This window comes from Mesorhizobium sp. L103C105A0 (assembly GCF_000502215.1).
Lineage (GTDB): Bacteria > Pseudomonadota > Alphaproteobacteria > Rhizobiales > Rhizobiaceae > Mesorhizobium.
Map to the genome: position 1 here is coordinate 1 of NZ_AYXF01000002.1, position 26,355 is coordinate 26,355.

Sequence of the window (26,355 nt, forward strand, 5' to 3'; positions counted from 1 at the left end):
GTGATGCCGCGGGCCTTCTCTTCGGGCGCCGCATCGATCTGGTCGTAGCGCTTGTACTCGCCAAAATACTTCGTGATCGCCGCCGTCAGCGACGTCTTGCCATGATCGACATGGCCAATCGTGCCAATGTTCACATGAGGCTTGTTACGCTCGAATTTACCTTTTGCCATAGTCTCTTTCCTTGGACGGCCTTGACCTTCAGTTCAGTCGAATGCGGGGCGATTAGCGACTACGGCCGAAAAACACAAGTGCCTTGTGGCCGGGTGCGCTGTCCACTCGGTCTCAACCGATGATCCGATTGCGGGATGTGGCGCTGATATAGGAACGCGCGAGCGGAAATGAAATGGGGGCTGCGGGCTCCAGCACCTGTTTGCTATTCCCGCCCATGTCCTGTCCCGCCCATGTCCTGGCCTTTGCCTGCCGGATGTGCAGCCGGCGCCTGGCCCATTGCCGCTACGGCGGCGGTCTGATTTGGTTGCCCCATGCAATTCATACCGACCTCCATACGCGGCCCGCTGTTCATGATCGTTTCGACGGGGTCGTACCTCGTCAACGACACGATGATGAAACTCGCGACCGCGGGCTTGCCGTCCTATGAAGTGCTGTTCCTGCGCGGGGTCGCGGCCACGCTATGGGGCATGCCGCTGCTGTTCCTGCTGGGCTATGGCAGGCAGATTCCATTGATCTTCGACAAACGCGTGCTGCGCCGCAACCTGCTCGAGCTGGCGGCCATCCTTTGCTACGTCGTGGCGCTGGCCAACATGCAGATCGCCGATTCGACCGCGCTCGGGCAGATCACCCCGCTTTTGATGCTGGTCGGCTCCTCCATCCTGTTCGGCGAACGGATCGGCGGCGTGCGCATGGCGCTGATCGGGCTCGGCTTCATCGGTGCGCTTATGGTGGCCCAGCCGACCATGCAGGGCATCTCGGTCTATGCGTTGCTGGCGCTCGGCAACGCGGCATTGGCGGCGGCGCGCGATCTTGCGGGCAGGCGGGTCGCGGCCGAGGTGCCGGGCATGATCGTCGCCATTTCCGCCGTCGTGGTGGTGCTGATCGGCGCGGGCGCCGCGCATCTCGTTTCCGAGCGCTGGGTCATGCCGGAAGCCCGGCACCTGCTGCTCATGGCCGGCGCCGGATTCTTCCTGATCTTCGGCCATTTCTTCATCTTCATGGCCTATCGCGTCGGTCCGACCGGCGTGGTGGCGCCGTTCTACTACTGCTTCACCGTCTGGGCGGTCATCTCAGGCGTTCTGGTGTTCGGCCAGTTCCCGAATGCCCTGGCGGTCTGCGGCATCCTGCTGGTGGTCGCGAGCGGGCNAGGCGTTCTGGTGTTCGGCCAGTTCCCGAATGCCCTGGCGGTCTGCGGCATCCTGCTGGTGGTCGCGAGCGGGCTGACCATCGTCTCGCTTGATGAACGCAAGCGCAGGCTGACCGTCGTCGCCTGACCTTCAAGTCAACGCGTCGAAGCAGGTTTGGCCGTCCTGCGGTCAGCCAGTCGGCAGACTGGTGCCTAAAGCGTTCGCTTGCCGGAGAACTGGTGATAGGCCCACAGCACGACCACCGCGCCGATGATGGCGACGATCAGGCTCCAGATGTTGAGGCCGGTCACACCCGTGGCGCCAAAGGCGCTGAAGATCAGCCCTCCGACGATGGCGCCGACAATGCCGAGCACGATATCCATGATCAAGCCCTGGCCGGTCTTGTTGACGATCTTGCTGCCGATAAAGCCGGCGATGACGCCGAGGATGATCCAACTGATAATGCCCATTTTTCCTCTCCATTCCCCGCCCGCCGATCATGGTCACATGATTGTCAAAAGCTCAAGCCAACTTGAAATTCCGCCCGCATGGTCCATTGTAGCCGGCGGGACGGGCTTGGCCGTTATGGAGGATTGACCTATGGGACTCTTTGACAACGCCGTACCCGGCGGCAACATCACCAAACCGCTGATGATCGCGCTCGGCGCGCTGCTGGTCGGAAAGATGCTGAGCGGCAGAAGCGCCGAACAGACGAGTGACGGAGAGACGGGCGAGCCCGCCCCACCTCAAACGCCAGCCCCCACCGGCACCACGGCCTCAGGGGATGGCGGCCTGCTTGGCGGACTGGGCGGACTGCTCGACAAGCTCAAGACTGCCGGCCAAGGCAATGTCGCTGACTCCTGGGTCGGCACCGGACAGAACCAGCCGATCAACGCCAATGATCTGGGCAAGGCGATCGGCCCGCAGGTCATTCGAGAGATCGCGCAAAGGACCGGACTGGACGAGCAGGAGTTGCTCAAGCAATTGTCCACAGCCCTGCCAGGCATTGTCGACAGACTGACGCCGAACGGACAGGTGCCGCAGCAACACCAGGTCGCGTCCGCCTTCAACAGCTAGACTTCTGCGCCTGCATCACGCGCAAACACGCCCGGCACCGCCTTGCGGCTGTCGGGCGTTGCTTCGACCAGCGCCGCGAACCGCCTGGCAGTCGACGCATCGACCGGCGTGTAGAGGGAAACCGAGAAATCACTGTCGCGGCCGCCCGGCTGCAGCGTGGCGAAATCGAACGCCATTGCGCCGACGAGAGGGTGCCGGATGGATTTCCGCCAGATCGGTGGCTCGGCGATGTCGTGGCTGTTCCAGCACGTGGCGAACGCTTCGCTTGCCGCTTCCAGTGACGAAACCAGGGCGGCCAGCACCGGATCGCGAGTCATGGCAACAGTGGCAAGCCGGAACTGCGCGACCGCCGAGCGCGAAACCTCCGGCCAGTCGACAAAGCGCTGCCGCCATTCCAGGTCGAGAAACAGCCGGGCGAGCAGGCTGCCGGACCACTCATCATCCGTCTCGAAATCCCCGAGCAGCACCGCCGCGGGGTGGTTCCAGGCGACGACCTGCCAATAGCGATTGACGACATATGCCGGGTGCGGCGCCAGCCCGTCGAGCAGGCTGAGCAACGGCGCGCTGGGCAGGCCTTGCTCGCCGAGCCGGTTTCGCCAGTCGAGATCGGGCCGCGCCAATTGGAACAGATAGGCCTGCTCGGACCGGCTCAGCTTCAGCACCCGCGCCAGCGAGCGAAGCACCTGCGGCGACGCGTTCACCTCCCGTCCCTGCTCGAGCCAGGTGTACCAGGTGGTGCTGATCCCCGCCTCGGCGGCGACCTCTTCGCGCCTGAGGCCCGGTGCCCGGCGGCGGCCATTGGCGCCATCGATCCGCGGCAAGCGGTCCCGCCGCTCGCGCAGGAAGCGGGCAAGCTCATCGCGCCGTGGGCCGTCGTATGGCATGCAGTCACCTCCGATACCAGTATAAGCTATAGTCTTGTACTACTTTAAAGGAAAGCTAGGTTGCGGGCGACCGAACATCAGCCCACGGGACTTCGACAATGAACGCGCTCAATGAAATCCGTCAGATCGACTACACCGTCATCTTCGCCCGCGACATGGCCGCCATGCGGCACTTCTACGGGGATGTGATGGAATTTGATCTGCAGCGCGAACTCGGCGACAGGTGGATCGAATATCGGGTCGGCCCGAACACGCTGGCCTTGACCAGCCTCGGCATGATGTTCAACGACACGCCGCAGCAGCGGGATGCGCTGTCGCTGCAGCTGGCATTCCGGGTGGCGCCGGAGATGGTCGCTGCCTGCGCCGAGGCGCTTCAGGCCAAGGGCGTGCAGCCGGTCCTGCCGCTCACCGACCAGGAATGGGGCCACAGAACAGTGTTCTTCCGCGATCCGGACGGCAACGTTGTCGAGATATTCGCTGAGATCTGATGCGGAGTGGGGAGTTTGGAGCGGGTAGCGGGAATCGAACCCGCATATTCAGCTTGGAAGGCTGCTGCTCTACCACTGAGCTATACCCGCATCGTCCTCAAGGTTCGCGGGCTGGCAGTGGTGGAGAGGGTTGGATTCGAACCAACGTAAGCTAAGCTAACGGATTTACAGTCCGTCCCCTTTAACCACTCGGGCACCTCTCCAGCCTGCCGTCGAAGCCTTGCAACGAGGCATTCTCGCCGATCAGGTCGAAACCAGGGTTTTGTCCGAAATCAGCGAAGCGCCTTATGGCGGCAAGGCCAGTGGGTGTCAACCGCACCCCAAGGCAAAATGCGCTGAATTTGACAGCCTGCCCGGCAAGCCGGGTTTCTGCCTGTATCCACAGCCCGGCGACGCGGCTATAGAAGCCGGCCATGAGCAATGACAACACGCCCAAGACCGCCAAAGACACCCATTACGCCAAGCTGCGCCGCGCCCATCGCGACGAGAAGGCCGGCGGCGCGCCCGCCTTCCGGCCGCGCCAGCCGGTGCCGCCGGGCGAGAACGCCGCCGACGGGCTGGTGCGGCTTTATGGCCTGCACACGGTGCGCGCCGCGCTCGACAATCCGCGCCGGCGGATCAGAAAGATGTTGGTGACGCGCAATGCCGCCGAGCGGCTGGCGATCGCCGACCTCGCCGCTTTGCCGTTCAAGGCCGAACTGGTCGAGCCGAAGGACATCGACAAGATCACCGGTTCGGACGCCGTCCACCAGGGCGTGCTGATCGAGGCCGAGCCGCTGAAGCCCAAGCGCCTTGACGCGCTCGGCGATACCAAACTGGTGCTGGTGCTCGACCAGGTCACCGACCCGCACAATGTCGGCGCCATCCTGCGCTCGGCGGTCGCCTTCGGCGCCGGTGCGCTGATCACCACGGCCCGCCACAGCCCGCAGGAATCCGGCGTGCTGGCCAAATCCGCCTCCGGCGCGCTGGAACATATCGACCAGATCGAGGTGAAGAACCTGGCCGACGCGCTGGAACAGCTGCACGAAGCCGGCTTCCAGACCATTGGCCTCGATTCCGATGGGCCGGCCGAACTCGAAACGAGTTTTTCAGGCGAAAAGATAGCGTTGGTGCTCGGCGCCGAAGGCAAGGGCCTGCGCCAGAAAACGCGCGAGACGGTGACGACACTCGCCCGCCTCGACATGCCCGGCGCCATCCGCTCGCTCAACGTGTCGAACGCCGCGGCGGTGAGCCTTTATGCGGCACGGAAATTCCTTGGAAAGTGAATGGTGAAATAGTGAATGGTGAATGGTGAATGGTGAATGGAAGCGTTCTTACCATTCACCATTCACCGCACTTCATGTCCCGCCATCCGCTCCAGCGCCCGCACCAGCGCCGAATGATCCTCTTTCGCCCCGCCATTCGCCGCGCACGAGTTGAACAGCTGCTGCGTCGTCGAGGTGTTGGGCAATGAGACGCCGAGCGCCTTGGCGCCTTCCAGCGCCAGGCTGAGATCCTTCTGGTGCAGTTCGATGCGGAAGCCCGGCGCGAAGGTGCGCTTTATCATGCGCTCGCCATGCACCTCGAGGATGCGCGATGCCGCCAGCCCGCCCATCAGCGCCTGCCGGACCTTGGCGGGGTCGGCGCCGGCTTTTGCGGCAAAGACCAGCGCCTCGGCGACCGCCTCGATGGTCAGGGCCACGACGATCTGGTTGGCAACCTTGGTGGTCTGGCCGACGCCGTTCGGGCCGACAAGCGTGACGTTCTTGCCCATCTTTTCGAACACGGGCTTGGCGCGCTCGAACGCCTTGTCCTCGCCGCCGACCATGATGGTCAGCGACGCCGCCTTTGCGCCGACCTCGCCGCCCGACACCGGCGCGTCAAGATAGTCGCAGCCGAGATCGTTGATTTTCTTGGCGAAAACCTTGGTCTCGATCGGCGAGATCGAGCTCATGTCGATGACCAGCTTGCCCTTGCTCAGGCCGGAAGCGACACCATTGTCGCCGAACAGCACGTCGGCTACCTGCGGCGTGTCTGGGACCATTGTGATGATGATATCTGCGGCCTTGGCCACTGCCGCGTGGCCGGTGATGCTTCTCAAGCCCTTGGCGACGAGATCGGCCGGCGGCTTCGAGCGGTGGTCGCTGGCGACGACGGTGTAGCCGGCATTGAGCAGATGCCCCGCCATCGGCGCGCCCATGATGCCGAGGCCGATGAAGCCGATGGTTTCCATTGTTGTCTCCTTTGTTGAGGCTGAGTTCCTTCGCGCCCCCCTCTGGCCTGCCGGCCAATCTCCCCCACTTGTGGGGAGATTGGCAGTTTCGGCGCCTCGCTCACCCTGCAATGTTGGGGATTGGCGAAAGCCGGGATGACGTCCGATCTCCCCACCTGTGGGGGAGATGGCCGGCAGGCCAGAGGGGGGCGCGAAGGAACGCGACTTCAAATTGCAACAGCTAAGCCGCAGCACTCCCCTGCCCGGCCAGCTCTCTGAACCACTCCAGCCCGGCCTCCGTCCCCGCCTTCGGCTTGTATTCCGCCCCGACCCAGCCGGAATAACCAATCCGGTCGATATGCTCGTAGAGGAAGGGATAATTGATCTCGCCCGTCCCCGGCTCGTGACGGCCGGGATTGTCCGCAAGCTGGATATGCGCGATGCGGCCAAGGTTTGCCTCGATGGTACGGGCGAGATCCCCCTCCATGATCTGCATGTGATAGATGTCGTATTGCAGATAGAGGTTCTTCGAGCCGACGCGGTCGATCAGCGCCAGCGCCTGGTTCGAATAGTTCAGGAAGAAGCCCGGGATGTCACGCGTGTTGATCGGCTCGATCAAAAGCCGGATGCCGGCCTGCTCCAGTTTCTCGGCCGCAAACGCGAGGTTCTCGGCTAAAGTATTTTCCAGCACCGAACGATCCACGCCCTGCGGCGCGATGCCGGCGAGGCAATTGACCTGCTCGCAGCCGAGCGCATGGGCATAGCTGATCGCCTTGGCGATGCCTTGCCGGAATTCCGGCGCGCGGTCTGGCAAAACCGCGATGCCGCGCTCGCCCTTGCCCCAGTCGCCGGCCGGGAGGTTGAATAGCACCTGTGTCAGGCCGTTCTTCTTCAGCCGGGCCGCGACCACGTCAGGCGTATGATCATAGGGGCCGATATATTCGACGCCCTTGAAGCCGGCGCGGGCTGCGGCATCGAAGCGATCGAGGAACTCATGCTCGCCAAAGAGCATCGACAGATTGGCTGAAAAACGCGGCACTCTTTTTCTCCTTCTTCTGCTTGGCCCTAGGCGTGTTGAGATTCAGGTCGGGCAGAGTCGAAAACGGTGACTTTCGACAACCGGAGCGGAACGTACTTTCTGTACGTGAGCACCGGAAGCGCAGGAAGGCGCCGTTTGCAGGCCTGTCTCACCTGAATATCGGCGCGCCTAATCGAGCAACACAATCGCCGTCGGCGCATCCTCATGGCTTTCGGCAAGGTCCTCGAATTCGGTGATCTTGTCGATTTCCGTGCCCATGGAAATGTTGGTGACGCGCTCGAGGATGAATTCGAGCACCACCGGCACCTGGTATTCCTTCATCAGCCGCTGCGCTTCCTTGAACGCGCCGGCGAACTCTTCCGGTTTGCGCACCCGGACCGCCTTGCAGCCCATCGCTTCTGCGACCGCGACATGGTCGACGCCGTAGCCGGCCTCCGGATCGTTGGCGCGGTTGACGTTCTCGAAGGCCAGGCTCACCTCGAAATCCATCGCAAAACCGCGCTGCGCCTGGCGGATCAGGCCGAGATAGGCATTGTTCACGACGACATGGATATACGGCAGTTTGTGCTGTGCGCCGGCCGCCAGTTCCTCGATCATGAACTGGAAGTCGTAGTCGCCCGACAGCGCCACGATGTTGCGATCCGGATCGGCGGCGCGCACGCCAAGCGCTGCCGGCAGCGTCCAGCCGAGCGGGCCGGCCTGGCCGCAATTGATCCAGTTGCGCGGCTTGTAGACATGCAGGAACTGCGCCCCGGCGATCTGCGAGAGGCCGATCGTGGTGACGTAGGTGGTGTCACGGCCGAACGCCTTGTTCATCTCCTCATAGACGCGCTGCGGCTTCAGCGGCACCTGCTCGAAATGCGTCTTGCGCTTCATCGTCTTCTTGCGGGTCTGNCGGGTCTGGCATTCCTTCGCCCAGCCCGACCAGTCGCGCAGCTTTCCTGCCGTCTTCCATTCGGTGGCGACGTCGAGCAGCATCTTCAGTGCCGCACCGGCGTCCGAGACGACGCCGAGATCCGGCGCGAACACCCGGCCGATCTGGGTCGGTTCGATGTCGACATGGATGAATTTCTTGCCCTTGGTGTAGACATCGACCGAACCGGTGTGGCGGTTGGCCCAGCGATTGCCGATGCCAAAGACGAAATCGGCTTCCAACATCGTCGCATTGCCGTAGCGATGCGAGGTCTGCAGCCCGCACATGCCGGCCATCAGCCGGTGGTCGTCGGGGATCGCGCCCCAGCCCATTAGCGTCGGGATGACCGGCACGCCCGTTATCTCGGCGAATTCGATCAACAGATCCGACGCATCGGCGTTGATGATGCCGCCGCCGGCGACGATCAGCGGCTTTTCCGCGGCATTGAGCATCGCCAAGGCCTTTTCGGCCTGGGCGCGCGACATTGCCGGCTTGAACGGGACCAGCGGTTCATAGGCATCGATATCGAATTCGATCTCGGCCAATTGCACGTCGACCGGCAGGTCGATGAGCACCGGGCCCGGTCGCGACGAGCGCATCAGGTGAAATGCCTTCTGCAGCGCCATCGGCACGAGATAGGGCTCCATGACCGTGACCGCCCATTTGGCGACGGGTGCGGCTATGGCGGCGATATCGACCGCCTGGAAATCCTCCTTGTTGAGCCGTGCCCGCGGCGCCTGACCAGTGATGCACAGGATCGGGATGGAGTCCGCCGCCGCCGAATAGAGCCCGGTGACCATGTCGGTGCCGGCCGGGCCCGACGTGCCGATGCACAGCCCGATATTGCCTGATTTGGCTCTCGTGTAGCCCTCGGCCATATGCGAGGCCGCCTCGACATGGCGCGCCAGGATGTGGCGGATCGAGCCCCTCGCCTTCAGCGCCGAATAGAACGGATTGATCGCCGCGCCCGGCACGCCGAAGCCGCAGGAAATGCCTTCCTTTTCGAGAACGAGAACCGCTGCATCGACAGCGCGCATCCTGGCCATGTCCAGCCTCCTCAAGATTGTTGGTTGGTTGACAATGCCAGTGTCGTTTTCATTTTTCAATTTTTTCAGAATAATTTTTCATTTCGAGAAAACCCCTTCTATACACTGATTCCACTGGCTTTTTCGTTTTCCATGAATCCGGCCATCAAAATTGATGAAAAAGTTTTTCATTGCGATTTCGGCGAAACCGGCGACAATGCCGCCATGGAAACCAGCGAAAAACGCCAGCGCGGCCGGCCGCGCGCTTTCAACGGTCCGTCCGAGGCCGGTTCTGTACAGTCGCTGGACCGGGCCTTGCGCATCCTGGCCATCGTCGCTGAAGGCAGTGGCCTGTCGCTGAGCGAGATTTCGGCGCGTAGCGAGCTCGCGGCGTCCACCGCCTACCGCATGCTGACGACGCTGCAGAACCACGGCATGGTCGAGTTCGATACATCGGACCAGCTGTGGTCGATCGGCGTCGAGACCTACCGCATGGGTGCCGCCTTCCTGCGCCGCCGCAAGCTTGTCGACCGGGCCCGCGTGGTCATGCAGGAATTGATGGAGAAGACCGGTGAAACCGCCAATCTCGGCGTCGCCGAGGACGATTGCGTCGTTTTCGTCAGCCAGGTCGAGACGCATCAGGCAATCCGCGCCTTCTTCCGCCCGGGCACGCGCAGCTCGTTCCATGCCTCCGGCATCGGCAAGGCGGTGCTGGCGCAGCTCGAGCCGGAACGCGTCGCCGCCATCCTGCGCAAGTCGGGCCTGCAGCGCTTCACCGACAAGACGCTGTCCGACATTTCGGCGCTGGCCCATGACCTGGCTGTCATCAAGCACCGCGGCTGGTCGGTCGACGACGAGGAGCGGCATCCCGGCATGCGCTGCGTGGCCGCCGCCATTTTCAACGAGTTCGGCGAGCCGATCGGCGGTGTCTCGGTCTCCGGACCGACGGTGCGGGTGACGATGGAGCGGCTGGACGAGATCGGGCCGCTGGTGCGCGACGCCGCCGCTGAGGTGACGAGGATGATCGGCGGGTTCCGATCATAATGCGGAGAACGCTTCAGCTTTTGCTCGCCGCTTCACTGTGCGGATGCGTGGCGACGGCGCCCGAGCCCGCCCCTGTCTCCCAGCAAGTCAGCGAGATTCCGATCTCGCTCGCTTTGGAGGAGACAATCACGATCGGCATTCGCCAGCATTTGCAGGATCCTGTATCCGCCAAATTCGGGACGATGCGCGCCGGCGAGCGGACGCTCAACGGCCGCCGGGAAATCGTGGTCTGCGGCCATGTCGCCGCGAAGTCATCGTCCGGTGGTCATACAACAGACCAACCGTTCGCCGCCAAGATCTATCCGGATGAAGGAAGCAGCTTCGAACTCATCGCCATGGGCGATCAATCGCTGAATGCGAGCGGTGGTGTTGTCGGCACCTGCCATGCAGCCGGATTACCGATCTCCAAACCGTAGCTGACACTGCCACGCGCTCAAATGTAGGAAAGAGGGGCTGCGTACAGCCCCTCCTTCTTGTGGGGAGCCTCCTCTTAGAGGCGGCAATAGTGGCGGTAGCCGTCATAGCCGACATAGGTGTCGGAGTACGGATCGTAGCTGGCGTAGCGATTGGCGCAGCGGCGGACGTGCCAGGAACCACCCTCGTCGTCGACATAGACGGTGCGGGGCTGCTGGTTGAGCAGGCTGCCGAGCACGAAGCCGCCGACGCCGGCGGCGATGCCGATGCCGATTTCGCGGTTGTGGTGATGGCTGTGGGCGGCCGAGGGCTGGACGGTGCCGACCAGCGAGGTGGCGGCGACGGTGCTGGCGATGAGGGCAGAAGCGATTTTGCGCGTGAACATGACGATCTCCTTGTTTCGTTGCGAGAGGCGATCCATCCGCCTCTTGATCATCTGTCGTTTCGGCGCGGAAAAAGGTTCGAAAGAATTTGGGATTTTCTTGAAGGCCGGAAATCAGCCGATGGAAACCAAGATCTGATCGATCGAGCGCTCAACGCAAAAAAGGGCGGCCGAAGCCGCCCTTCCGCGAGGCAGGTCGTCTCGCTCAAAGGAAGATGATCACCTTGCCGTGGTGATGATGATGCTTGTGGTGATGGTGCTTGTGTTGATGGTTCCACCACCAAGAGGGCTTGTCGTGGTGCTTGTGATGGTGGTGATGATGGCTGTGAGCGGAGGACGACTGCACGGTACCGGCGAGCGCGCCGGTGGCGACGAAGATGGCGACCAGGCCCGAAGTAAGACTGCGCTTCAACATGATGATCTCCTTGATCGAGGCGACCATTCGCCTCTGGAGATCAGTCGCGGTGACGTGGTGAAAGGTTCGAGGTTTTGAGCGAGTAGTGAGTAGTCAATGGTCCGAAAGGCGTTCGCCCATTCACCATTCACCATTCATCCCCATCCCAGTCACATGCCGCAGCCAAAACGCCATCGCGATAAAACCGACGATGGCGGCGATGCCGGTCCAGTCGACATTGGCGCTCTTCACGTCCCTGATGAGCTTTACCGCAAGCAGCCAGGCAATGACGACAAGCGGCAGGATGATGACAAGTCTGATCATGCGACACCCCGTTCGATGCGTTTGCACCTGAGAGATATGTAGGGATCGCATTGGCGGTTTTCAGCATGGCGGCCCGCCCACCTCGGCGGGGTCCATTAGCGATCGAAAACGGAGTTTTGTCTTTACTGGCGCACGAAATATGCTAACCGGAGCGCCGTGCCCTTGTAGCTCAGCTGGTAGAGCAGCGGTTTTGTAAACCGAAGGTCGGCGGTTCGATTCCGTCCGGGGGCACCACCCTTCGCTCTTCGAGCTTCGGGTGGCAGGCCACTCGAAGCTCGTTAGTCGAAGGAGGACTGCCGACGGTTCTATTCGGCGGAGCTGGCAGCACGACATCAGGCCAACTCGCAGCCGTCGGACCTTCTAGGAAAATGTGGCAGCCTGTATGGCTGCCGTATCGCCGAACGTGTTCCTCACCCTAACCGACCTGTAGACGTAGGCGGCCCAGATCCCTGTGACTATGAAGGATGCCAAAGGTGTAACCAGAGCTCCTCCGGCAAGCAAACGGTTTACCGGGACACCCAGAACAGTCGATATCCAAACTGTGTCCAGTACGAATAAGAGAGGGATCGCGAACCACAGACATATGAACAGCTGCGGAAAGCGGTGGCTTCGCCGCAGCATCGAAACAAGCACGACCAGCTGAAGCACCAGAAATGCCAGATTGAGGGCTGCCTCGCCATAGATGGCCAAGGCCCCGTTGGGCACTGTAACAAGCTGTTGGTAGGTTTTGACCAGACTGGCCATATCGACAAGTGTGCGCAACGGCGAAAGGGACAGGCTGATCGCCAGCAGGATCAGCCAGCCGCCGAACCCCACGAGGTCATCTGGGCTCTGTGAGGATTTGCGCGACGACCGGACGGCGAAGAAAACCGGCACGCCAATCAGCAACAGAAGTATCGCCCAATGCCACATTTACCCACCCTCGAATGCATCCCTGGGTTGTTTAGCTCGCACCTCTGGATTGTGCAAGCGTTTTTACAGAGATCAAGGCATCGTAGAGATTTTCGGGTTTAGGTTTGCAGAGGACGCTTTCGTCGCTCGCAATGGCCGCATCTCACCCCAAGTCAAAATGCCGCGGAAAGGCCTGGTGCAGCAGGAGCAGCATGGTCTTGCGCAGCACGTCGGTGTCGCGGCTGGACGGGTTGAGATGGTCCCAATACCAGGCGCCGTGAACCAGATAATTCAGGCTCTCCGACAGCGTGTCTATGTCGACGCCGGTGTAACCGCCGCTGCGCGAAATCTCGATCAGCAGTTCGCGCGCTTCGGCCGTGTAGGCGAGATCGCTGGGCAGGCCTATCTCGTTGTAGAGCTGCATGCTCTTGCGGTCGCTGGAGAACACGACGAAGACCGACACCCAATTCGGATGCTGGCGGGCAAAGCGTTGCGCGCAATCGACCGCGCCCAAGACCCGCTCGACCGGCGACAGGCCGGGCGCCCGCACCAGCGTCAGCCACAGCGCGTCATATTGGTCGCTGAGATATTGCAGGACGGCTCGGAACAGGTTCTCCTTGCTGCGAAAATGAAAGACCACCAGTGCGTTGGACGAGCCGACATGCTCGGCGATGCGCTGCATGGTGACGCTGGCCAGCCCCTCCTCCGCGATGAGCTCGATTGTGGCGTCGATGATGCGCTGGATGCTCGCTTCGCCGCGCTCGCGCCGGCGGTCCTTGGGCGCAGCGTCGTTCGCCGCACCCTTGGCCGCCTTGCTTTTTCCCGCATCCGGAGTGGCTATGCGTTGCGCCATTGTCGTCAGGCCTTTCCCCGGCGGCCGAAACATCCCGCCGCTGCCTTGGGATGCCGGCGCCCTGCGGACTCACAGCGCCGGGCGTGTCCCGGCATTCGTGTACCACTGACCACGAGCCGTCTCATAGGCCATACCCGCCCGGAACACGTCGGCGTCGCTATAGGTGCGGCCGACAATCTGGATGCCGGTGGGCACGCCGTTGGCGGCGCGGCCCGACGGCACGGACAGAACCGGGCAGCGGCTCAGCATGTTGAACGGCGTCGTCATCACCCAGCCCAGCGACGGGTTCACCTCTCGTCCATTGATCTCGACCTTGCCTTTGGTCTGATCGAATTCCGCCGGCACTGCGGGAAGCGCATTGGTCGGGCAGATCAGCACATCGTGTTTTTCCAGCAACGGCCCCAGCGTCAGATACATCCTGGCCGCCACGTCCAAGGTCGCGACGAAGTCCGTGGCCTTCGACTTCTGCCCGTCGTTGGCAAACTGCCTGGCATAGCTGGTCATGTCCTTGCCGTGCTTGGCGAGCAGCGGCGACAGCGAGGCGCCGAAGAGATGTTCGAGATAGGCCATGCCGGCCTTGAGCACCTCGTCGCCCCAGCCGAGGTCCACCACCTCGACGGTGGCGCCGAGCGAGCGGAACACATCGCAGGCAGCGAGCGTGTTCTTGCGCACGTCCGCATCCACCTCGAAGGACCCGAGATCCATGGAGAATGCGATCTTCCAACCCTTGATCGGCTTGTAGTCGAGCGGCAGGCGCAGTTTCGGGCGCAGCGTGGCGATGTCGAGCGGGCTCGGCCCGGCCATGACGTTCTGCAGCAGGATCGCATCCCCGACGTTTCGGGCCAAGGGCCCGGTGTGGCAGTAGAAATCGAGATTGAACGGCGCCTCATCGGGATTGCGGCCGTAAGGCGGCTTGAAACCGACCAGGCCGCAGGCCGAGGCAGGGATGCGGATTGAGCCCGCTATGTCCGAGCCGGTTGCGATCGACGACGTGCCGGAGGCCAGCGTTGCCGCCGAACCGCCCGACGAACCGCCCGGCGTGAAATCCGGGTTCCAGGGGTTGCGCGTGACGCCCCAGCGCTTCGACCAGGTATAACCGGCGCAGCTGAATTCGGGCGTCGCGGTGCGGGCGTGGACGATGCCGCCGGCCTTCATGACACGCTCGTTCATGGTCGAGGTATGGCCGCCAATGGCGTCCCCGGACAGCAGCGAGCCATGCGAGGTCGGCTTGCCCTTGATGTAGCTCTCATCCTTGATGCCGATCGGCAGGCCCTCGAGCGCGCCGGTCCTTGCGCCTCTGGCGTATTTCGCCTCGGCTTTTCTGGCGAGATCCATCGCCTCGTCGAAATGCGTGAAGGTGAGGCAGTTGATCGTCGCCTTGGTTGCCTCGGCGCGGCGGATGGTGGCCTGCATCAGTTCCACAGGCGACAGTTTCTTCGCCTTGAACAGCCGCAACGCCTCGCTGGCCGGCATGTAGCAAAGGTCGAGATCGGACATAAAAAATCTCCCGCGGCGGCTTTACGGCATCTGGCATTGGGGATGGCCGAGCCGCGATGCGCGGCCCGATGTTGGTCAGCTTCGGCCGGCGGCGCTGCTATTTCTGCAGATCGGTCCAGATCCTGGTGTAGAGCGCCTGGACGTCTGCGGGACAGGCCGGCATGAATTGGCCCTTGTCGGCAAATTCGGCCGGAACATCCACTTCGGACGCGCCCTTCATATCGGCCGGCAGGAAGGGCTCGGAGCCCTTGATGCCGTTGGCGTAGTGCGCGAAGGCCGAGATCATCGCCGCATTCTTCGGGTCCATGATGAAATTCTGGAAGAGCTTGGCGTTCTCGACGTTCTTGGCATCCTTGAGCACCGCGACATTGTCCATCCAGATTGGAAAGCCCTCCTTGGGATAGCCGTAGACGATCTTGTCGTTCTCCAGCCGCTCGCGCAGCGATATGCCGTTCCAATTGACGCCGGCGGCAATGTCGCCCCTGCCGAGACCGTCGACGGCCGCGTAGTCGAGCGACAGCCATTTCGCTTTCGCCTCGATGAGCTTGTCATGCACCTTCTTCAAAAGCACCTTGTCGTCGGTGCAGTACTTACCGCCCTCATAGGCAATGGCGAGGAACATGATGTCTCCCATTTCGGGCACGACATTGATCTTGCCCACGAGTTCCGGCGGCGGATCGAGGAAAATCGCCGAGGTGTTCGGATCGCCCGCATAGACCGATTTGTTGACCGAGATGCCGGTCGTGCCCCATTGCCACGGCACCGAATATTTGCGGCCGGGGTCGAACGGCACGTCGACCCATCTCGGATCGACGTTTCTAAAGTTCTCCATCGTGTTGGGATCGGTTTCCAAGAGCAGGCCTTCGCTGATCCAGATCGGCATCACGCTGGCCGATGGAACGACGATGTCATAGCCGGAAGCGCCCTGGCGGACCTTGGCCAGAGCCGTATCGTTGGAGTCGTAGTCGGTGACGGTAACCTTGACCTTGTAGCTTTCCTCGAACTTCTTGATCAGGTCCGGGCTGGTGTAGTTGCCCCAATTGTAGATTTGGAGTTCGCCCTCGGCGCGGGCAATGCCGGTCATCGCCAGCAGCGACAGGCCGAGCGCCGTGGCGGTCGATTTCAACTGCATGCTTGTGTCTCCCATTGTTGGGACCGGCGGGATTGCGCCTCGAGTCCCTAAGTTCCCTTCGTCCTGGTGATCATTCACCGGCGAATGCCGGCTGACCAACTCGGTATCCCGGGCAACGGTATTAATTACTAAACATACAGTCAATATCTTTTAGCGACACAACTGCATCATCGGCACCGGCAGTGCGCCGGCGAAGCCGACATGATATGGTCAAGGTTGGGCCATTGATGAATTGGGGCAAGCCGTGGCGTGAGCGCCGCAGCCTGCAGGGCTTGGAGCACGGTCATGCGCCTTTTTCTGGCGGTCGTGCTGCTGATGACCATGGCGCTCTTCTCCGCTGCGCGCGGCGAAGAGCGGATAGCGCTGGTTGTCGCCAATCCGGCCTCTGAGGGCTCACCGGCAATCGCCAACGCCGACCTCAGTGCCGAACTCGTTGCAGCGACACTACGATCGCTTGGCTTCACCGTCCGGCAGGTGTCGGATGGCGACCGCGCCGATGTCGCGCGCGCCATGCATGATTTCGCCCAATCCCTGGCCAATCCGGACTCCGTCGGCATCTTCTACTATGTCGGCCACACCGCGCAGGCCAACGGCAGGAACTATTTACTGACGCGCGGCACCCGGATCGATTCAAAGGAAACGGTCGACCAGACGGCATTGCCCCTCGATCTGTTCATGCAGGCGCTCGAGGCAACCCCGACATTGAAGGTGGTTCTGCTCGACAATCCCGGCGATGGCCACAACCCTACTTCCGGCGTGATGCAGGGTCTGGCGGCGGTCGATCCCCTCACCCACGCCGTCGTCGCTCTGTCGGCCAAACCCGGAACCGTTGCACTGGACGAAGCCCGCCCCGTCACCGTATTTGCCGATGCGCTCACCGCTGCGCTGGTCAAGCGCGGCGCGGACATAGCCATCATCCTCGCCTCGGTCAGGCAAACCACTATCGACAAAACGTCAGGCGCCCAGTGGCCATGGATGGCATATGGCCGCTCGGCAGACGCTGCCTTTGTGCTGACGCCGGACCAGGTGGCCGGCGCGTCACCGGCGCTGCCGCTTGTGCCGGAACCGGCACCGCCGGCGATGGCGAGCGGCGGCTACATCTCCGGGAGTGGCGGTTGGGAGCCTGATGGCAGCGACTACGCCGATGGCAGCGGTCAGGAGCCCTACCCCATGGACGTTGCCCCGGGCTCCGGCAGTCCCGATGCCGCGATGGGCGACAGCGCCAAGGAGGCGGCGCTCTACGAGGAATACAAACGCCAGGAACAGCAGCGCCAATTGCAGGAAGAGCAGGCTCGGCAACGATACGAAGAGGAAAAGCAACGTCTTGAAGACGCAGCTGCGGCCGCTGCCCAGAACAATCTCGGCGGGACCTATCCGCAGGATGGCGGAGCCACCGGCGCCGAACCGCCCCCCGATAAGGCAGGGATCCCCCCTGAGGACGGCATGACATCGGCCCCGCCACCCGCGACCGGCGCCGAAAGTCCGCCGGAGGCGCAGGCGCCACCGAAACCAGCGCCGCCGCCCATCGACCAGGCGCAAAGCCCTCCTTCCGGCGGCGCCCTTCCACAACCCGAGACGGGCGCTGTCGAGGTGGTGCGCCATCCAACCATCGATGCGCCGGATGAGATTGTCGCCGGCGAGACGGTGACCGTTTCGATCGCCCTTACCGAAGAGCAATTCACGCCCGAAGTGAAGGTGAAGGCAGCGCCGGGCTCGTCGGTGACGGAAGATGGCGCCCTGGCCATGGCGATGCCGGCGGGAACCGAGCAATGGCCGATCGATATCGATCTGTTCGCCTCCGGCTTCGATCTCGCTGACGGCGGCAAATGGAGCCGACGGACGACGCTCTACCGCCAGGGCGACAGCGACTTCGTCCGCTTCGACGTCAAGGCGCGGCCGATCGCCAAGGACAGCAAGCCGGCCCAGTTCATCGCGCGCATCTACAGCGCCGGGAGGTTCCTGGGATCGGCATCGCGGTCGGTTATCATTCGCCGCACCGCGCCTGTCGAGGCAGCCGCTCTGAGCGCCACAGCCGAACGCTCCGCAGCACCTGCCATGCTGATGCTGGCCGCAGCGGCGCCGCAGCCGGCGGTAACTGGCAATGTGACGCTCGGCGGCGCAGCCGGCGATGACGTCCCCGATCTCGACGTGACCATCCTCTATGACGATCCGAGCGGGCTGGGTTCGGGGCAGATCATCATCCATTCGCCGCATCTGGCCGGTCCGGTGACCGATACGTTCTCGACGCCACCTGAGATGGCGGCATGGCTGGACTCCGAATACCGCCGCCTGCTGCAGCTCGGATTGAGCCTGCGCGGCGCCGTTTCGCTGCAGCAGCCTGCCGCAAGCAGCGATACGGGGGCGCAAAAGCGCTTTGTCACGCTCGCCGCCGAAGGTTTTGGCGATGCGCTCTACCGCGACTATGTGCCGAAACCGTTCAAGGACGTGTTCTGGTCGCTGCGCGGCAAAGGCGAACTCCATTCGATCCAGATCACCTCGAACAGCCCGACGCTGCCCTGGGAATTGATCCGCCCGCGCAGCGTCGACGGCGCTATAGCCGACGGTTTTCTCGGCATGGGCTACCGGCTGGCCCGCTGGGCTCCGCGCAGCAGTGCCTCACAGGTCGACAACCCGCTCGACCGCATGACCTTCACCGGCGTCGCGGCCGTCGCGCCCTCCTATGTCGACAAGCGCTCGCTGCGCTTTCAGCAGGACGAGATCGCGGCACTGAGCAAGCTTGCCGGCTACCGCCGCTTCGATGGCGATTTCACCTCTTTCGAGAAACTGGTCGGTGAAGTCTCGACCGGTTTCATTCATTTCTCCGGTCATGGCGCGGTCAACCAACCGGGCAGCGGCCGGCCGGTCTTTGCCATCGATCTCGTCGATCAGTCGCTCGACCCGGATACATGGGCTGCGTTGGTCGCCACCGCGCATGGCAAGGGCAATCCGTTCTACTTCTTCAACGCCTGCGACACAGGCCGTTCCCAGATGCTCGGCGGCTTCGTGCAGGGCTGGGGTCCGGCGGTTCTGGCGGGCGGCGCTTCCGGCTTCATCGGCGGCATGTGGCCACTGACCGACCGCGCGGCAGCGGCCTTCTCGACCGATTTCTATGGTGGCATCAGCACGCGGATCAAGGACAGGCCGGTCTATCTGGCCGAGATCCTGCAGGATGTCCGCAGAGAATTCTACCAGACCGGCGATCCGACCTATCTCGCCTACACATTCTACGGCAACGCCAATCTTCAGATCGTCGCGCAGTGAGCGATGGATCGTCGTTGGCAGATTGGCTTCAGCCTACAACGCGTTTTGCGGGCATGGCACGCCGGCGTCGCCGCAGCGTGAGGCCGTCGGCCTGGAGCTCATGTCTTCGGAATGCCGTACAAGCTCAGCAAAGAGAAGGGCGAAGCTTCCCAGCATCAGGAAGACGATAATCAGGCGTGTCACCGGCAATATACAGGTCTCGACTGGCTAGCCCCCAGCCACCCATCCTCTGTCGGCTAACATGATCGATCAGGCTTTACGAGTGCTTAAGCTCGCACTTAACCATCACATTCGCCGTTCCGGCGACATGAAGCGCGAGCCGCCGATTTCGTTTCGCCGCGGCCGCAACTGCGCCGACGATGCCTCCCTTTGCAGATGCGCTTGCCCATGCTACCCCACGCAACCGCCGCCGACCGCCATCGGCCGACCGCCATCGGAATGTCATGAGCAAAGCCAATTTCGCCTTCGTCTCCTCCGACACTGCCGATGCCAAGGCGGCGATGGAGAGCCTGTCGGCCCGCTATGGCCAGGCATCCTTCGACGACGCCCAGGTGGTGGTGGCGCTGGGTGGCGACGGCTTCCTGCTGCAGACCTTGCGCGACACGATGAGCACGGGAAAGAAGGTCTACGGCATGAACCGTGGCACCATCGGCTTCCTGATGAACGAGTACCGCGTCGGGGGCCTCACCGAGCGCATCGCGGCCGCCGTCGCCGAAACGATCCGCCCGCTGGAAATGCTGGCGTTGACGCATGAGGGCGAGACGGTTTCGGCACTCGCCATCAACGAGGTGGCGCTGTGGCGTCAGTCCTACCAGACGGCAAAGATCCGCATCACCGTCGACGAGCAGGTCCGCATCGAGGAACTGAACTGCGACGGCGTGATGATCGCGACGCCGGCCGGCTCCACCGCGTACAATCTTTCGGCGCACGGGCCGATCCTGCCGCTGGATGCGCCGTTGCTCGCGCTGACCCCGGTCAGCCCGTTCCGGCCGCGCCGTTGGCGGGGTGCCTTGTTGTCAAACAAGGCGACCGTACGCTTCGATATTCTGGAGTCGGAAAAGCGCCCGGTGAACACCGCCGCCGACCACACCGAGGTCAAGGCGGTGGCTTCCGTAACGGTCCGCGAATCGCCGACTGCGACGGCGACGCTGCTGTTTGATCCCAACCATTCGTGGAACGAACGCATTCTCGCCGAGCAATTTCGCTATTGAGCCGGCGCAAAGAGTGACTACCTAATTAAGCATCGCGATTAAGCTTACGTTTTCACAATCGTGCCAATCCCGCCCGTTTCTGTTGACAAATCGCGGGCTTGCGCCTAATCGCAATACCAATCTTGCAGGCACGCTGTGCTTGCCGCGACGGATGCCGTTGCGCTTCCCCGAACCAGCCAAAGACAGCAACTCTTGTCCTCAGACACCACGACCGCTCTAGAAGCGTTGACCTTTTCAGACCTCGGCCTGTCGCCCAAGGTCCTTTCCGCAGTCACCGATGCGGGCTACACCGTGCCGACGCCGATCCAGGCTGGCGCCATCCCGCATGCCTTGCTCGGCAAGGATATTCTGGGCATAGCACAGACCGGCACCGGCAAGACGGCTTCCTTCGTGCTGCCGATGCTGACCCGCCTCGAAAAAGGCAGGGCCCGTGCCCGCATGCCGCGCACGCTGATCCTCGAGCCGACGCGCGAGCTCGCCGCGCAGGTCGAAGAGAATTTCATCAGATACGGCAAGAACCACAAGCTCAACATCGCGCTGCTGATCGGCGGCGTCTCCTTCGACGAGCAGGACAAGAAGCTGGAGCGCGGCGCCGACGTGCTGATCGCCACGCCCGGCCGTCTGCTCGATCACCGCGAGCGCGGCAAGCTGTTGCTCAACGGCGTCGAGATCCTCGTCATCGACGAGGCCGACCGCATGCTGGACATGGGCTTCATCCCCGACATCGAGCGCATCTGCGAGATGATCCCGTTCACCAGGCAGACGCTGTTCTTCTCAGCGACCATGCCGCCGGAGATCACCAAGCTCACCGAGAAATTCCTGCATGCGCCGGTGCGCGTCGAGGTGTCCAAGGCGGCATCCGCTGCCACCAACATCATCCAGCGCCTGGTCAAGTCCGGCTCCAAGCCGTGGGACAAGCGCGAGACGCTACGCAATCTGATAAAGGCCGAAGACGCCGAGCTGAAGAACGCTATCATTTTCTGCAACCGCAAGGTCGAGGTCGCGGAGCTGTTCCGCTCGCTGCTGAAGTATGACTTCGACGCCGGCGCCCTGCATGGCGACATGGACCAGCGCGCCCGCATGCAGATGCTGGCCAATTTCCGCGATGGCAAATTGCGCTATCTCGTGGCGTCCGACGTCGCCGCGCGCGGCCTCGACATTCCCGACGTCAGCCACGTCTTCAACTACGACGTGCCGATCCACGCCGAAGACTATGTCCACCGCATCGGCCGCACCGGCCGCGCCGGACGCTCGGGCAAATCCTTCACCATCGCCACCAAGTCCGACACCAAATACATCGACGCCATCGAGCGGCTGATCGGCAACAAGATCGAGTGGCATGACGGCGACCTGTCGACCGTGGTCGCCAGCGAAGGCGGCGAGGACGAAGCGCCCCGCCGTGGCCGTGGCGCTCCGCGCCGCGCCGGCCGCAAGGACGAGGACCGCAAGCCCCATGATCGCAAGGACGGTGGCGAGCGCAAGCCGCGCGAACGCCATGCCAAGCGCAGCGACGACGCGCCGGCGGCAGATGCCGCGCGCGAGGAACAGCCGGTGGTAGCCGAGGCCGCGGTCGCCGACATCGGCGAACGGCATCAGCGCAAGGAAGCGATCCGCTCCGAAAACAGCGACCGCAAGGTCTCCGATCGCAACAACGAGAACCGCGCCCCGGAACGCGGCGACACAAGGCCGCAGCGCGCCAGCAACAGCCGCCCTGCCCGCGGCAACAACCGCGGTGAAGACAATGACGGCACCGTCGGCTTCGGCGACGACATGCCGGCCTTCATGAAGATCGTCGCCAAGGTCTGATCCCATGAGCCGCGGCGTCCCGAGGACGCGCGGCTTGCCTGGACGCGACGGGGATGTGAGATCTGGAGCCCGCTCCAGGATCAGTCGGCGCCATGCGCGGTAATCGCAAGACAGGCTCGATCTACCCGATCGCTTCCGGCCTGGAGGGCTTAAATAGCCCGTCGATGCTACAGGCTTTTCAATTCCAGGCGGGATGCCAATAAATCCAAAAATGCCCGAACCTTGGCCGAAGATGACCGGCCTTCCTGCCACAAGGCATGGATCGGCACCGGTGCCGGCTCGAATTCCGTCAAAACCAGTTCGACGAGACCGTCGTCAACCAAATGTGTTATCTGCCACAGAGGCGAGAAGCCCAAACCCAGTCCGTGGATTGCGGCGGCATAGACCGAGGTCATCAGATTGGAGCGAAAAGCGCCTGCGACCTTCACGGTCCGGGGTTTCCCGTCGATCTGAAACGTCCATTCACCTGGACGCTCGTTAGCGGTTCTGATGATGCAACTGTGCTCACTCAGCTGGAAGGGATGGGCCGGCCGGTCGCACCGCGCGAAATAGGAAGGCGCGCCGAACACAACGCGCCGCAACGCTCCCAGGCGTTTGGCTTTCAAGTTGGAATCCGGCAAATCGCCGATGCGTATTGCCAGGTCGAGACCTTCGGCGCCAAGATCGGCAAATCCATCGGAAAGTTGAAGATCGACCTCGACCCGGGGAAATGTCCGCATGTATTCCGCGATGACAGGCATCAGGACGTTCGGGCCAAACAGAACCGGCGCCCCGATGCGCAGGACGCCTGCCGGCTCCGATCGTTGATTGATCGCCTGAAGTCTTGCGTCGTTTATGTCGTCGACCGCGGGTTTGATCCGGTTGAAAAAGGCTGCTCCGACTTCACTCGGTGTCGAGCGACGCGTTGTCCTGTGGATCAGCTCGACGCCGACTGATTGCTCCAGTGCCGCCAGGGACCGGCTGACCGACTGCAGCGAGCGGTTCAGCCGATGTGCGGCAGTCGTCAGACTTCCATGCTCGACGATCGCGATGAAAGCCTCGAAATCGTCCATCCGGCTCATGCATTCTCCCGACATTCGACATAATATATCGCAAAAACGGGTAATTGTAACGACACTTGCGACGTCGTACCTCTGCAAGTTGTCCCGCGAGGACAGGCTTGATGGAAGGAAATCGTCATGCAAGTAGCCAATCCAACTGTTCTGGTCGTTGGTGCCACAGGCCGAGTTGCGGGACTTGTCGTGCCTGAACTTGTCCGCCGCAATGCCAATGTTCGAGCGCTCGTTCGCGACCCTGCGAATGCCGAAAAGGCCCGGAAGCTAGGGGCATCCAAGGTTGCGACAGGAGATTTGCGAAATCGTCAGAGCCTCGAAAGGGCGGTCGAGGGCGTCGACGGCGTCTTTCACATTGGGCCGGCTTTTGCTCCCGATGAAGCAGCCATGGGCGTTGCCATGGTTGAGGCCGCCACGCGAGCAGGAGTTCGAAAGTTCGTCTTCTCGTCGGTGATCCAGCCTACCAATACGCGACTGAAGAACCATGCCAGCAAGGTGCCTGTCGAGGCTGCTCTCTACTCGACGACGATGGAATATACGATTCTGCACCCTGCCAATTTCATGCAGAACCTCGCAGCGGCCTGGCCGTCCGTCGTTGAACATGGTGTTTTCTCGGAACCGTTTCCAAAGACGGCGAAGCTGGCCCGCGTCGACTACCGCGACGTCGCTGAGGTGGCGGCGATCGCCCTAACCGAAGCGCGATTGTCCTACGCGACCCTCGATCTGTGCGCTGACGGCATGCACAGCCGGGAAGACATCGTTGCGATGATGAGTGAGGAACTTGGCCGACCCATCTCTTCTGGTGAGCCGACATTTGGCGAGTGGGCGGCCGAGGCACGCCTTCCCTACAATGACCGCCAAATGCAGGTGCTGGCCAAAATATACGCCCACTATGCCCACTATGGCCTTGGCGGAAACAGTCTGACATTGCGCGCCGCCCTGGGCCGCGAACCGCGTTCGTTGCGCGGCTTTATTCGGAACCTGGCCCAGCAAATGGCGCAGGCCGCCTGACTGCGCCCAGCCGCGCATACTTTCACTTTTCGAGAAGGAGATAGGTGATGCGACCGTCATCCCACAAGGTTTTGAAATCGAGAAAGCTACCGGCCTCTTACAATGCGCTGGTGATGCCATTCGTTCTTTCCATCCTGATGTCGTGCATTGTTTCCGCGGTAGCGACGCTGATCAATGCGGGCTGGACAACCGGTTTCGTGGCGACCTGGCCGTATGCATGGGGAGCATCATGGCTAGTGGGCTTTCCAAGTCTGCTGCTGGTCTTGCCGATCGTGCGCCGTATCGTTGCGGCAATTGTCGATCAGCCGACCTCGTAGGCCTTGATTACAGGGGCCGATATGCCAAGCAAAACGGCCCTTGCGGGCCGCTTCTACCTTCGACTGACGGCTCGCAGCGCCATTGTCGGGTTCCGCGACCAGATACCTGTCTTCATGCGGGCAGCCTTCATGCGCGCCAGCCCTCATGCCGATCGTCCTCCGAGCCTGATCCCGAGCGCCCTCAAATGGCAGCCGGCCGGCTTGCACTCTTGGCAAGCTCCTATCCTGGCCCGTCCGTCACATCGGGCCGGGCATCATCTTGGTCGGTTTTTCCAGCATCGGAAACTCTGCCTTGCTGCATTTCACGTTCGGGTTGGTCGGACTGAACATGCCGTTCGGATTGTCTCTGAACAGCCAGGCATGAAGGTCGTAGTGGACGAACTCCCTCGGAATGAGCGGATAGTGCCCTTCCATCGGTCCCATGAAGGTCTGGCCAAATAGTTTTGGAGGTTCCTTGGTGTCTGGCGTCAGGGGCATCAGCCATTCCACGCCAACCAATTTCAAGCCTTTCTTGGTCGGCTCGTAGATCAGCACATTGGGGCGCATCGGATCGAGTTTCTGACCGACACTCGGAACGTTGACGAAATGGATGCCCATAGCGCCCTTCGGATAGTCCATTGCGCCCTCGATCCTGTCCCCGCTGTAATAGACACACCCGACAGTCGACAGATAAAGGTCGCGGACGGCGACCGTGTAGTCCTCATATTTGGCGAGCGATTTCTTCAAAGCTTCGATGTCGGCTTTGTTGGCGTCCTCGGCTCGAGCCGTGGCGGCTGCGCACCAAGCTGAGACCAGACCTGTCAAAATGAGGACGCCGCAACGCCCAAGACGAGCTGTTCTTGTCATGCATTCCTCCCAGATTTCCTTATCTGGCCGTGCAGGACCGGGGCCGACTAAGTGACTGCGCGGCCGTTTGTATCGCCCCATCCCCTCTGGAACCGCACCAATGCTAATCCCTTCCAAGGTCTCCGGAAAGGGATTATTAGAAATCTCTAATGCATTAGACCTTTTGGCGGACCACAGGAGCCCAAAAAGAAAGCGGCCCTTGCGGGGCCGCCTTCGCGTTTCGATGCCGACCTGATCAGGTCAGCGGCGAAAGCTGGATCTCGACGCGCCGGTTCTGCGCACGGCCGGCCGCCGTTCCATTGGACGCGATCGGACGGGTCTTGCCGAAACCGGTGACGGCGAAGCGGCGCGAATCGACACCTTGGCCCGAGAGATAGTTGGCGACCGCCAATGCACGGCGCTGCGACAGATCGAAATTGTGTTCGTCGCCGCCGGTCGAATCGGTGTGGCCGAACACGTCGACCGTGGTCTGCTTGAACTTCTTCAGCACCAGCGCAACCGAGTTCAGCACCTGGTAGAAGCCAGGCTTCACCGCATCCTGGTCGACGTTGAAAGTAATGTCGGACGGCATGTTGAGGATGATCTGGTCGCCGGTGCGGGTGACGCTGACGCCGGTGCCTTCGAGCTGGCGGCGCAGTTCAGCCTCGTTCTGGTCCATGGTCGCGCCGATGGCGCCGCCGGCCAGCGCGCCGATACCGGCGCCGATCAGCGCGTTGCGGCGGTCATTGCCGCCGGCAAGCAGGCCGAGGCCCGCGCCCGCCAGGGCACCAAGGCCGGCGCCGGCTGCGGTGTTCGAAACCTTCTGCTCGCCGGTGTACGGATCGGTCGTGGTGCAGGCACTCACCAGCACAGCCGTCGCAACGGCGACGAGCACAGTCTTTTTCATAGAATCGTCCCTCTCCAAAGCGCGGCCTTTGCGCTCGCGCATATAAGCCCTTCTCGGGTCTTGTAACATGAAATGCGGCGAAAAACCGAGCGGCGAAAGCGGCTTTTCCCCGCTCGCGC

At 62.4% G+C, this 26,355-nt stretch carries 28 protein-coding genes and 3 tRNA genes; 12 read left to right on the forward strand and 19 right to left on the reverse strand.

Annotation, left to right across the window (positions count from 1 at the left end):
• The coding region (locus X727_RS1000000166075; protein ID WP_245266236.1) for a GTP-binding protein at window positions 1–170 on the reverse strand (170 nt) is incomplete at its 3' end.
• Between the two features lie 312 nt (window positions 171–482).
• Between X727_RS1000000166075 and X727_RS159645 the strand changes: the two genes are divergently transcribed.
• On the forward strand, window positions 483–1,445 hold the full coding sequence (locus X727_RS159645) for a DMT family transporter (RefSeq protein ID WP_023833708.1): 963 nt from the start codon (window positions 483–485) through the stop codon (window positions 1,443–1,445).
• Window positions 1,446–1,510: 65 nt separating this feature from the next.
• On the opposite strand, the gene X727_RS159640 is transcribed toward X727_RS159645, so the two are convergent.
• Entirely contained in the window at window positions 1,511–1,768 is a 258-nt protein-coding gene (locus tag X727_RS159640) for a GlsB/YeaQ/YmgE family stress response membrane protein (RefSeq protein ID WP_023688411.1), read from the reverse strand.
• Between the two features lie 130 nt (window positions 1,769–1,898).
• Here X727_RS159640 and X727_RS159635 point away from each other — a divergent pair, with 130 nt between their 5' ends.
• Window positions 1,899–2,375, forward strand: a complete 477-nt coding sequence (locus X727_RS159635) for a YidB family protein (protein WP_023833241.1) — start codon at window positions 1,899–1,901, stop codon at window positions 2,373–2,375.
• Here the strand turns inward: X727_RS159635 and X727_RS159630 are convergent.
• Window positions 2,372–3,259, reverse strand: a complete 888-nt coding sequence (locus X727_RS159630) for a helix-turn-helix transcriptional regulator (RefSeq protein ID WP_023833709.1) — start codon at window positions 3,257–3,259, stop codon at window positions 2,372–2,374. The genes X727_RS159635 and X727_RS159630 overlap by 4 nt on opposite strands.
• Before the next feature lie 98 nt (window positions 3,260–3,357).
• Here X727_RS159630 and X727_RS159625 point away from each other — a divergent pair, with 98 nt between their 5' ends.
• Window positions 3,358–3,747, forward strand: coding sequence for a VOC family protein (locus X727_RS159625; RefSeq protein WP_023688409.1), 390 nt, complete (start codon window positions 3,358–3,360; stop codon window positions 3,745–3,747).
• A gap of 16 nt (window positions 3,748–3,763) precedes the next feature.
• Here the strand turns inward: X727_RS159625 and X727_RS159620 are convergent.
• The 3 genes from X727_RS159620 to X727_RS1000000166080 form a co-directional block, all read right to left on the reverse strand.
• Window positions 3,764–3,837 (reverse strand) — tRNA-Gly (locus X727_RS159620).
• A gap of 28 nt (window positions 3,838–3,865) precedes the next feature.
• Window positions 3,866–3,950: transfer RNA gene (locus X727_RS159615), tRNA-Tyr, on the reverse strand.
• Window positions 3,929–4,162, reverse strand: coding sequence for a hypothetical protein (locus X727_RS1000000166080; RefSeq protein WP_023818201.1), 234 nt, complete (start codon window positions 4,160–4,162; stop codon window positions 3,929–3,931). Before X727_RS1000000166080 ends, X727_RS159615 begins: the two co-directional genes overlap by 22 nt.
• Between X727_RS1000000166080 and rlmB the strand changes: the two genes are divergently transcribed.
• On the forward strand, window positions 4,161–5,012 hold the full coding sequence (gene rlmB, locus X727_RS159610; protein WP_023833710.1) for a 23S rRNA (guanosine(2251)-2'-O)-methyltransferase RlmB: 852 nt from the start codon (window positions 4,161–4,163) through the stop codon (window positions 5,010–5,012). The genes X727_RS1000000166080 and rlmB overlap by 2 nt on opposite strands.
• 62 nt (window positions 5,013–5,074) lie before the next feature.
• On the opposite strand, the gene X727_RS159605 is transcribed toward rlmB, so the two are convergent.
• The 3 genes from X727_RS159605 to gcl all read right to left on the reverse strand — a co-directional run bounded on the left by X727_RS159605 (window position 5,075) and on the right by gcl (window position 8,936).
• Window positions 5,075–6,193 (reverse strand): 2-hydroxy-3-oxopropionate reductase, encoded by a 1,119-nt coding sequence (locus X727_RS159605; RefSeq protein WP_245274125.1) that lies wholly within the window; start codon window positions 6,191–6,193, stop codon window positions 5,075–5,077.
• Window positions 6,180–6,977 carry a hydroxypyruvate isomerase gene (gene hyi / locus X727_RS159600; protein ID WP_023821365.1) on the reverse strand — a complete coding sequence of 266 codons (798 nt, stop codon included), beginning with the start codon at window positions 6,975–6,977 and terminating at the stop codon, window positions 6,180–6,182. Before hyi ends, X727_RS159605 begins: the two co-directional genes overlap by 14 nt.
• A 168-nt stretch (window positions 6,978–7,145) precedes the next feature.
• Window positions 7,146–8,936, reverse strand: a complete 1,791-nt coding sequence (gene gcl / locus X727_RS159595) for a glyoxylate carboligase (protein ID WP_023833712.1) — start codon at window positions 8,934–8,936, stop codon at window positions 7,146–7,148.
• Window positions 8,937–9,140: 204 nt separating this feature from the next.
• Here gcl and bhcR point away from each other — a divergent pair, with 204 nt between their 5' ends.
• Both bhcR and X727_RS159585 read left to right on the forward strand, forming a co-directional pair.
• Window positions 9,141–9,959, forward strand: coding sequence for an HTH-type transcriptional regulator BhcR (gene bhcR / locus X727_RS159590; RefSeq protein WP_023667454.1), 819 nt, complete (start codon window positions 9,141–9,143; stop codon window positions 9,957–9,959).
• Window positions 9,960–10,006: 47 nt separating this feature from the next.
• Window positions 10,007–10,375 carry a hypothetical protein gene (locus X727_RS159585; RefSeq protein WP_245261846.1) on the forward strand — a complete coding sequence of 123 codons (369 nt, stop codon included), beginning with the start codon at window positions 10,007–10,009 and terminating at the stop codon, window positions 10,373–10,375.
• 74 nt (window positions 10,376–10,449) lie between these two features.
• Here X727_RS159585 and X727_RS159580 read toward each other — a convergent pair whose 3' ends face one another.
• From X727_RS159580 to X727_RS159570, 3 genes are all read right to left on the reverse strand, one after another.
• Window positions 10,450–10,758, reverse strand: a complete 309-nt coding sequence (locus X727_RS159580) for a BA14K family protein (protein ID WP_023667455.1) — start codon at window positions 10,756–10,758, stop codon at window positions 10,450–10,452.
• Window positions 10,759–10,960: 202 nt separating this feature from the next.
• On the reverse strand, window positions 10,961–11,170 hold the full coding sequence (locus tag X727_RS159575; RefSeq protein ID WP_023688402.1) for a hypothetical protein: 210 nt from the start codon (window positions 11,168–11,170) through the stop codon (window positions 10,961–10,963).
• A gap of 120 nt (window positions 11,171–11,290) precedes the next feature.
• Window positions 11,291–11,473, reverse strand: a complete 183-nt coding sequence (locus X727_RS159570; RefSeq protein WP_023667458.1) for a hypothetical protein — start codon at window positions 11,471–11,473, stop codon at window positions 11,291–11,293.
• A 158-nt stretch (window positions 11,474–11,631) separates the two neighbouring features.
• Here X727_RS159570 and X727_RS159565 point away from each other — a divergent pair.
• A tRNA-Thr gene (locus X727_RS159565) sits at window positions 11,632–11,707 on the forward strand.
• A gap of 126 nt (window positions 11,708–11,833) precedes the next feature.
• On the opposite strand, the gene X727_RS159560 is transcribed toward X727_RS159565, so the two are convergent.
• From X727_RS159560 to X727_RS159545, 4 genes are all read right to left on the reverse strand, one after another.
• Window positions 11,834–12,361, reverse strand: a complete 528-nt coding sequence (locus tag X727_RS159560; RefSeq protein WP_245260196.1) for a DUF2569 family protein — start codon at window positions 12,359–12,361, stop codon at window positions 11,834–11,836.
• A gap of 166 nt (window positions 12,362–12,527) precedes the next feature.
• Window positions 12,528–13,217: a TetR/AcrR family transcriptional regulator gene (locus X727_RS159555; protein ID WP_023725772.1), complete on the reverse strand. Its 690-nt coding sequence runs from the start codon at window positions 13,215–13,217 to the stop codon at window positions 12,528–12,530.
• Between the two features lie 69 nt (window positions 13,218–13,286).
• Complete coding sequence (locus tag X727_RS159550) at window positions 13,287–14,714, reverse strand: amidase (protein ID WP_023830719.1); 1,428 nt, start codon at window positions 14,712–14,714, stop codon at window positions 13,287–13,289.
• 97 nt (window positions 14,715–14,811) lie between these two features.
• Window positions 14,812–15,846, reverse strand: coding sequence for an extracellular solute-binding protein (locus X727_RS159545; RefSeq protein ID WP_023833713.1), 1,035 nt, complete (start codon window positions 15,844–15,846; stop codon window positions 14,812–14,814).
• A 285-nt stretch (window positions 15,847–16,131) separates the two neighbouring features.
• On the opposite strand from X727_RS159545, the gene X727_RS159540 reads away from it, so the two are divergent.
• From X727_RS159540 to X727_RS159530, 3 genes are all read left to right on the forward strand, one after another.
• Window positions 16,132–19,107, forward strand: coding sequence for a caspase family protein (locus X727_RS159540; RefSeq protein WP_023833714.1), 2,976 nt, complete (start codon window positions 16,132–16,134; stop codon window positions 19,105–19,107).
• Between the two features lie 443 nt (window positions 19,108–19,550).
• On the forward strand, window positions 19,551–20,318 hold the full coding sequence (locus X727_RS159535) for an NAD kinase (RefSeq protein ID WP_023715779.1): 768 nt from the start codon (window positions 19,551–19,553) through the stop codon (window positions 20,316–20,318).
• A 192-nt stretch (window positions 20,319–20,510) separates the two neighbouring features.
• Window positions 20,511–22,124, forward strand: a complete 1,614-nt coding sequence (locus X727_RS159530) for a DEAD/DEAH box helicase (RefSeq protein WP_031203971.1) — start codon at window positions 20,511–20,513, stop codon at window positions 22,122–22,124.
• Between the two features lie 167 nt (window positions 22,125–22,291).
• Here the strand turns inward: X727_RS159530 and X727_RS159525 are convergent, their stop codons facing one another.
• Complete coding sequence (locus X727_RS159525) at window positions 22,292–23,185, reverse strand: LysR family transcriptional regulator (protein ID WP_023833715.1); 894 nt, start codon at window positions 23,183–23,185, stop codon at window positions 22,292–22,294.
• Between the two features lie 117 nt (window positions 23,186–23,302).
• On the opposite strand from X727_RS159525, the gene X727_RS159520 reads away from it, so the two are divergent.
• Both X727_RS159520 and X727_RS159515 read left to right on the forward strand, forming a co-directional pair.
• Window positions 23,303–24,187: an NmrA/HSCARG family protein gene (locus X727_RS159520; protein WP_023833716.1), complete on the forward strand. Its 885-nt coding sequence runs from the start codon at window positions 23,303–23,305 to the stop codon at window positions 24,185–24,187.
• A gap of 47 nt (window positions 24,188–24,234) precedes the next feature.
• Entirely contained in the window at window positions 24,235–24,504 is a 270-nt protein-coding gene (locus X727_RS159515; protein ID WP_023667468.1) for a DUF2798 domain-containing protein, read from the forward strand.
• Between the two features lie 237 nt (window positions 24,505–24,741).
• Here X727_RS159515 and X727_RS159510 read toward each other — a convergent pair whose 3' ends face one another.
• Window positions 24,742–25,350, reverse strand: coding sequence for a hypothetical protein (locus X727_RS159510; RefSeq protein WP_023667469.1), 609 nt, complete (start codon window positions 25,348–25,350; stop codon window positions 24,742–24,744).
• Window positions 25,351–25,585: 235 nt separating this feature from the next.
• Window positions 25,586–26,236, reverse strand: a complete 651-nt coding sequence (locus X727_RS159505) for an OmpA family lipoprotein (RefSeq protein ID WP_023667470.1) — start codon at window positions 26,234–26,236, stop codon at window positions 25,586–25,588.
• Window positions 26,237–26,355: the final 119 nt, after the last annotated feature.

Excerpts from the sequence above, each read along its gene's own strand:
- X727_RS159535 (WP_023715779.1), top strand. The coding sequence starts at position 19,551 with ATGAGCAAAGCCAATTTCGCCTTCGTCTCCTCCGACACTGCCGATGCC.
- X727_RS159570 (WP_023667458.1), bottom strand. The coding sequence starts at position 11,473 with ATGATCAGACTTGTCATCATCCTGCCGCTTGTCGTCATTGCCTGGCTG.
- X727_RS159510 (WP_023667469.1), bottom strand. The coding sequence starts at position 25,350 with ATGACAAGAACAGCTCGTCTTGGGCGTTGCGGCGTCCTCATTTTGACA.
- X727_RS159635 (WP_023833241.1), top strand. The coding sequence starts at position 1,899 with ATGGGACTCTTTGACAACGCCGTACCCGGCGGCAACATCACCAAACCG.
- bhcR (WP_023667454.1), top strand. The coding sequence starts at position 9,141 with ATGGAAACCAGCGAAAAACGCCAGCGCGGCCGGCCGCGCGCTTTCAAC.
- X727_RS159640 (WP_023688411.1), bottom strand. The coding sequence starts at position 1,768 with ATGGGCATTATCAGTTGGATCATCCTCGGCGTCATCGCCGGCTTTATC.
- X727_RS159550 (WP_023830719.1), bottom strand. The coding sequence starts at position 14,714 with ATGTCCGATCTCGACCTTTGCTACATGCCGGCCAGCGAGGCGTTGCGG.
- X727_RS159545 (WP_023833713.1), bottom strand. The coding sequence starts at position 15,846 with ATGCAGTTGAAATCGACCGCCACGGCGCTCGGCCTGTCGCTGCTGGCG.
- X727_RS159630 (WP_023833709.1), bottom strand. The coding sequence starts at position 3,259 with ATGCCATACGACGGCCCACGGCGCGATGAGCTTGCCCGCTTCCTGCGC.
- X727_RS1000000166080 (WP_023818201.1), bottom strand. The coding sequence starts at position 4,162 with ATGGCCGGCTTCTATAGCCGCGTCGCCGGGCTGTGGATACAGGCAGAA.
- X727_RS159520 (WP_023833716.1), top strand. The coding sequence starts at position 23,303 with ATGCAAGTAGCCAATCCAACTGTTCTGGTCGTTGGTGCCACAGGCCGA.
- rlmB (WP_023833710.1), top strand. The coding sequence starts at position 4,161 with ATGAGCAATGACAACACGCCCAAGACCGCCAAAGACACCCATTACGCC.
- X727_RS159625 (WP_023688409.1), top strand. The coding sequence starts at position 3,358 with ATGAACGCGCTCAATGAAATCCGTCAGATCGACTACACCGTCATCTTC.
- X727_RS159540 (WP_023833714.1), top strand. The coding sequence starts at position 16,132 with ATGCGCCTTTTTCTGGCGGTCGTGCTGCTGATGACCATGGCGCTCTTC.
- X727_RS159505 (WP_023667470.1), bottom strand. The coding sequence starts at position 26,236 with ATGAAAAAGACTGTGCTCGTCGCCGTTGCGACGGCTGTGCTGGTGAGT.
- X727_RS159575 (WP_023688402.1), bottom strand. The coding sequence starts at position 11,170 with ATGTTGAAGCGCAGTCTTACTTCGGGCCTGGTCGCCATCTTCGTCGCC.
- X727_RS159515 (WP_023667468.1), top strand. The coding sequence starts at position 24,235 with ATGCGACCGTCATCCCACAAGGTTTTGAAATCGAGAAAGCTACCGGCC.
- X727_RS159525 (WP_023833715.1), bottom strand. The coding sequence starts at position 23,185 with ATGAGCCGGATGGACGATTTCGAGGCTTTCATCGCGATCGTCGAGCAT.
- X727_RS159580 (WP_023667455.1), bottom strand. The coding sequence starts at position 10,758 with ATGTTCACGCGCAAAATCGCTTCTGCCCTCATCGCCAGCACCGTCGCC.
- X727_RS159555 (WP_023725772.1), bottom strand. The coding sequence starts at position 13,217 with ATGGCGCAACGCATAGCCACTCCGGATGCGGGAAAAAGCAAGGCGGCC.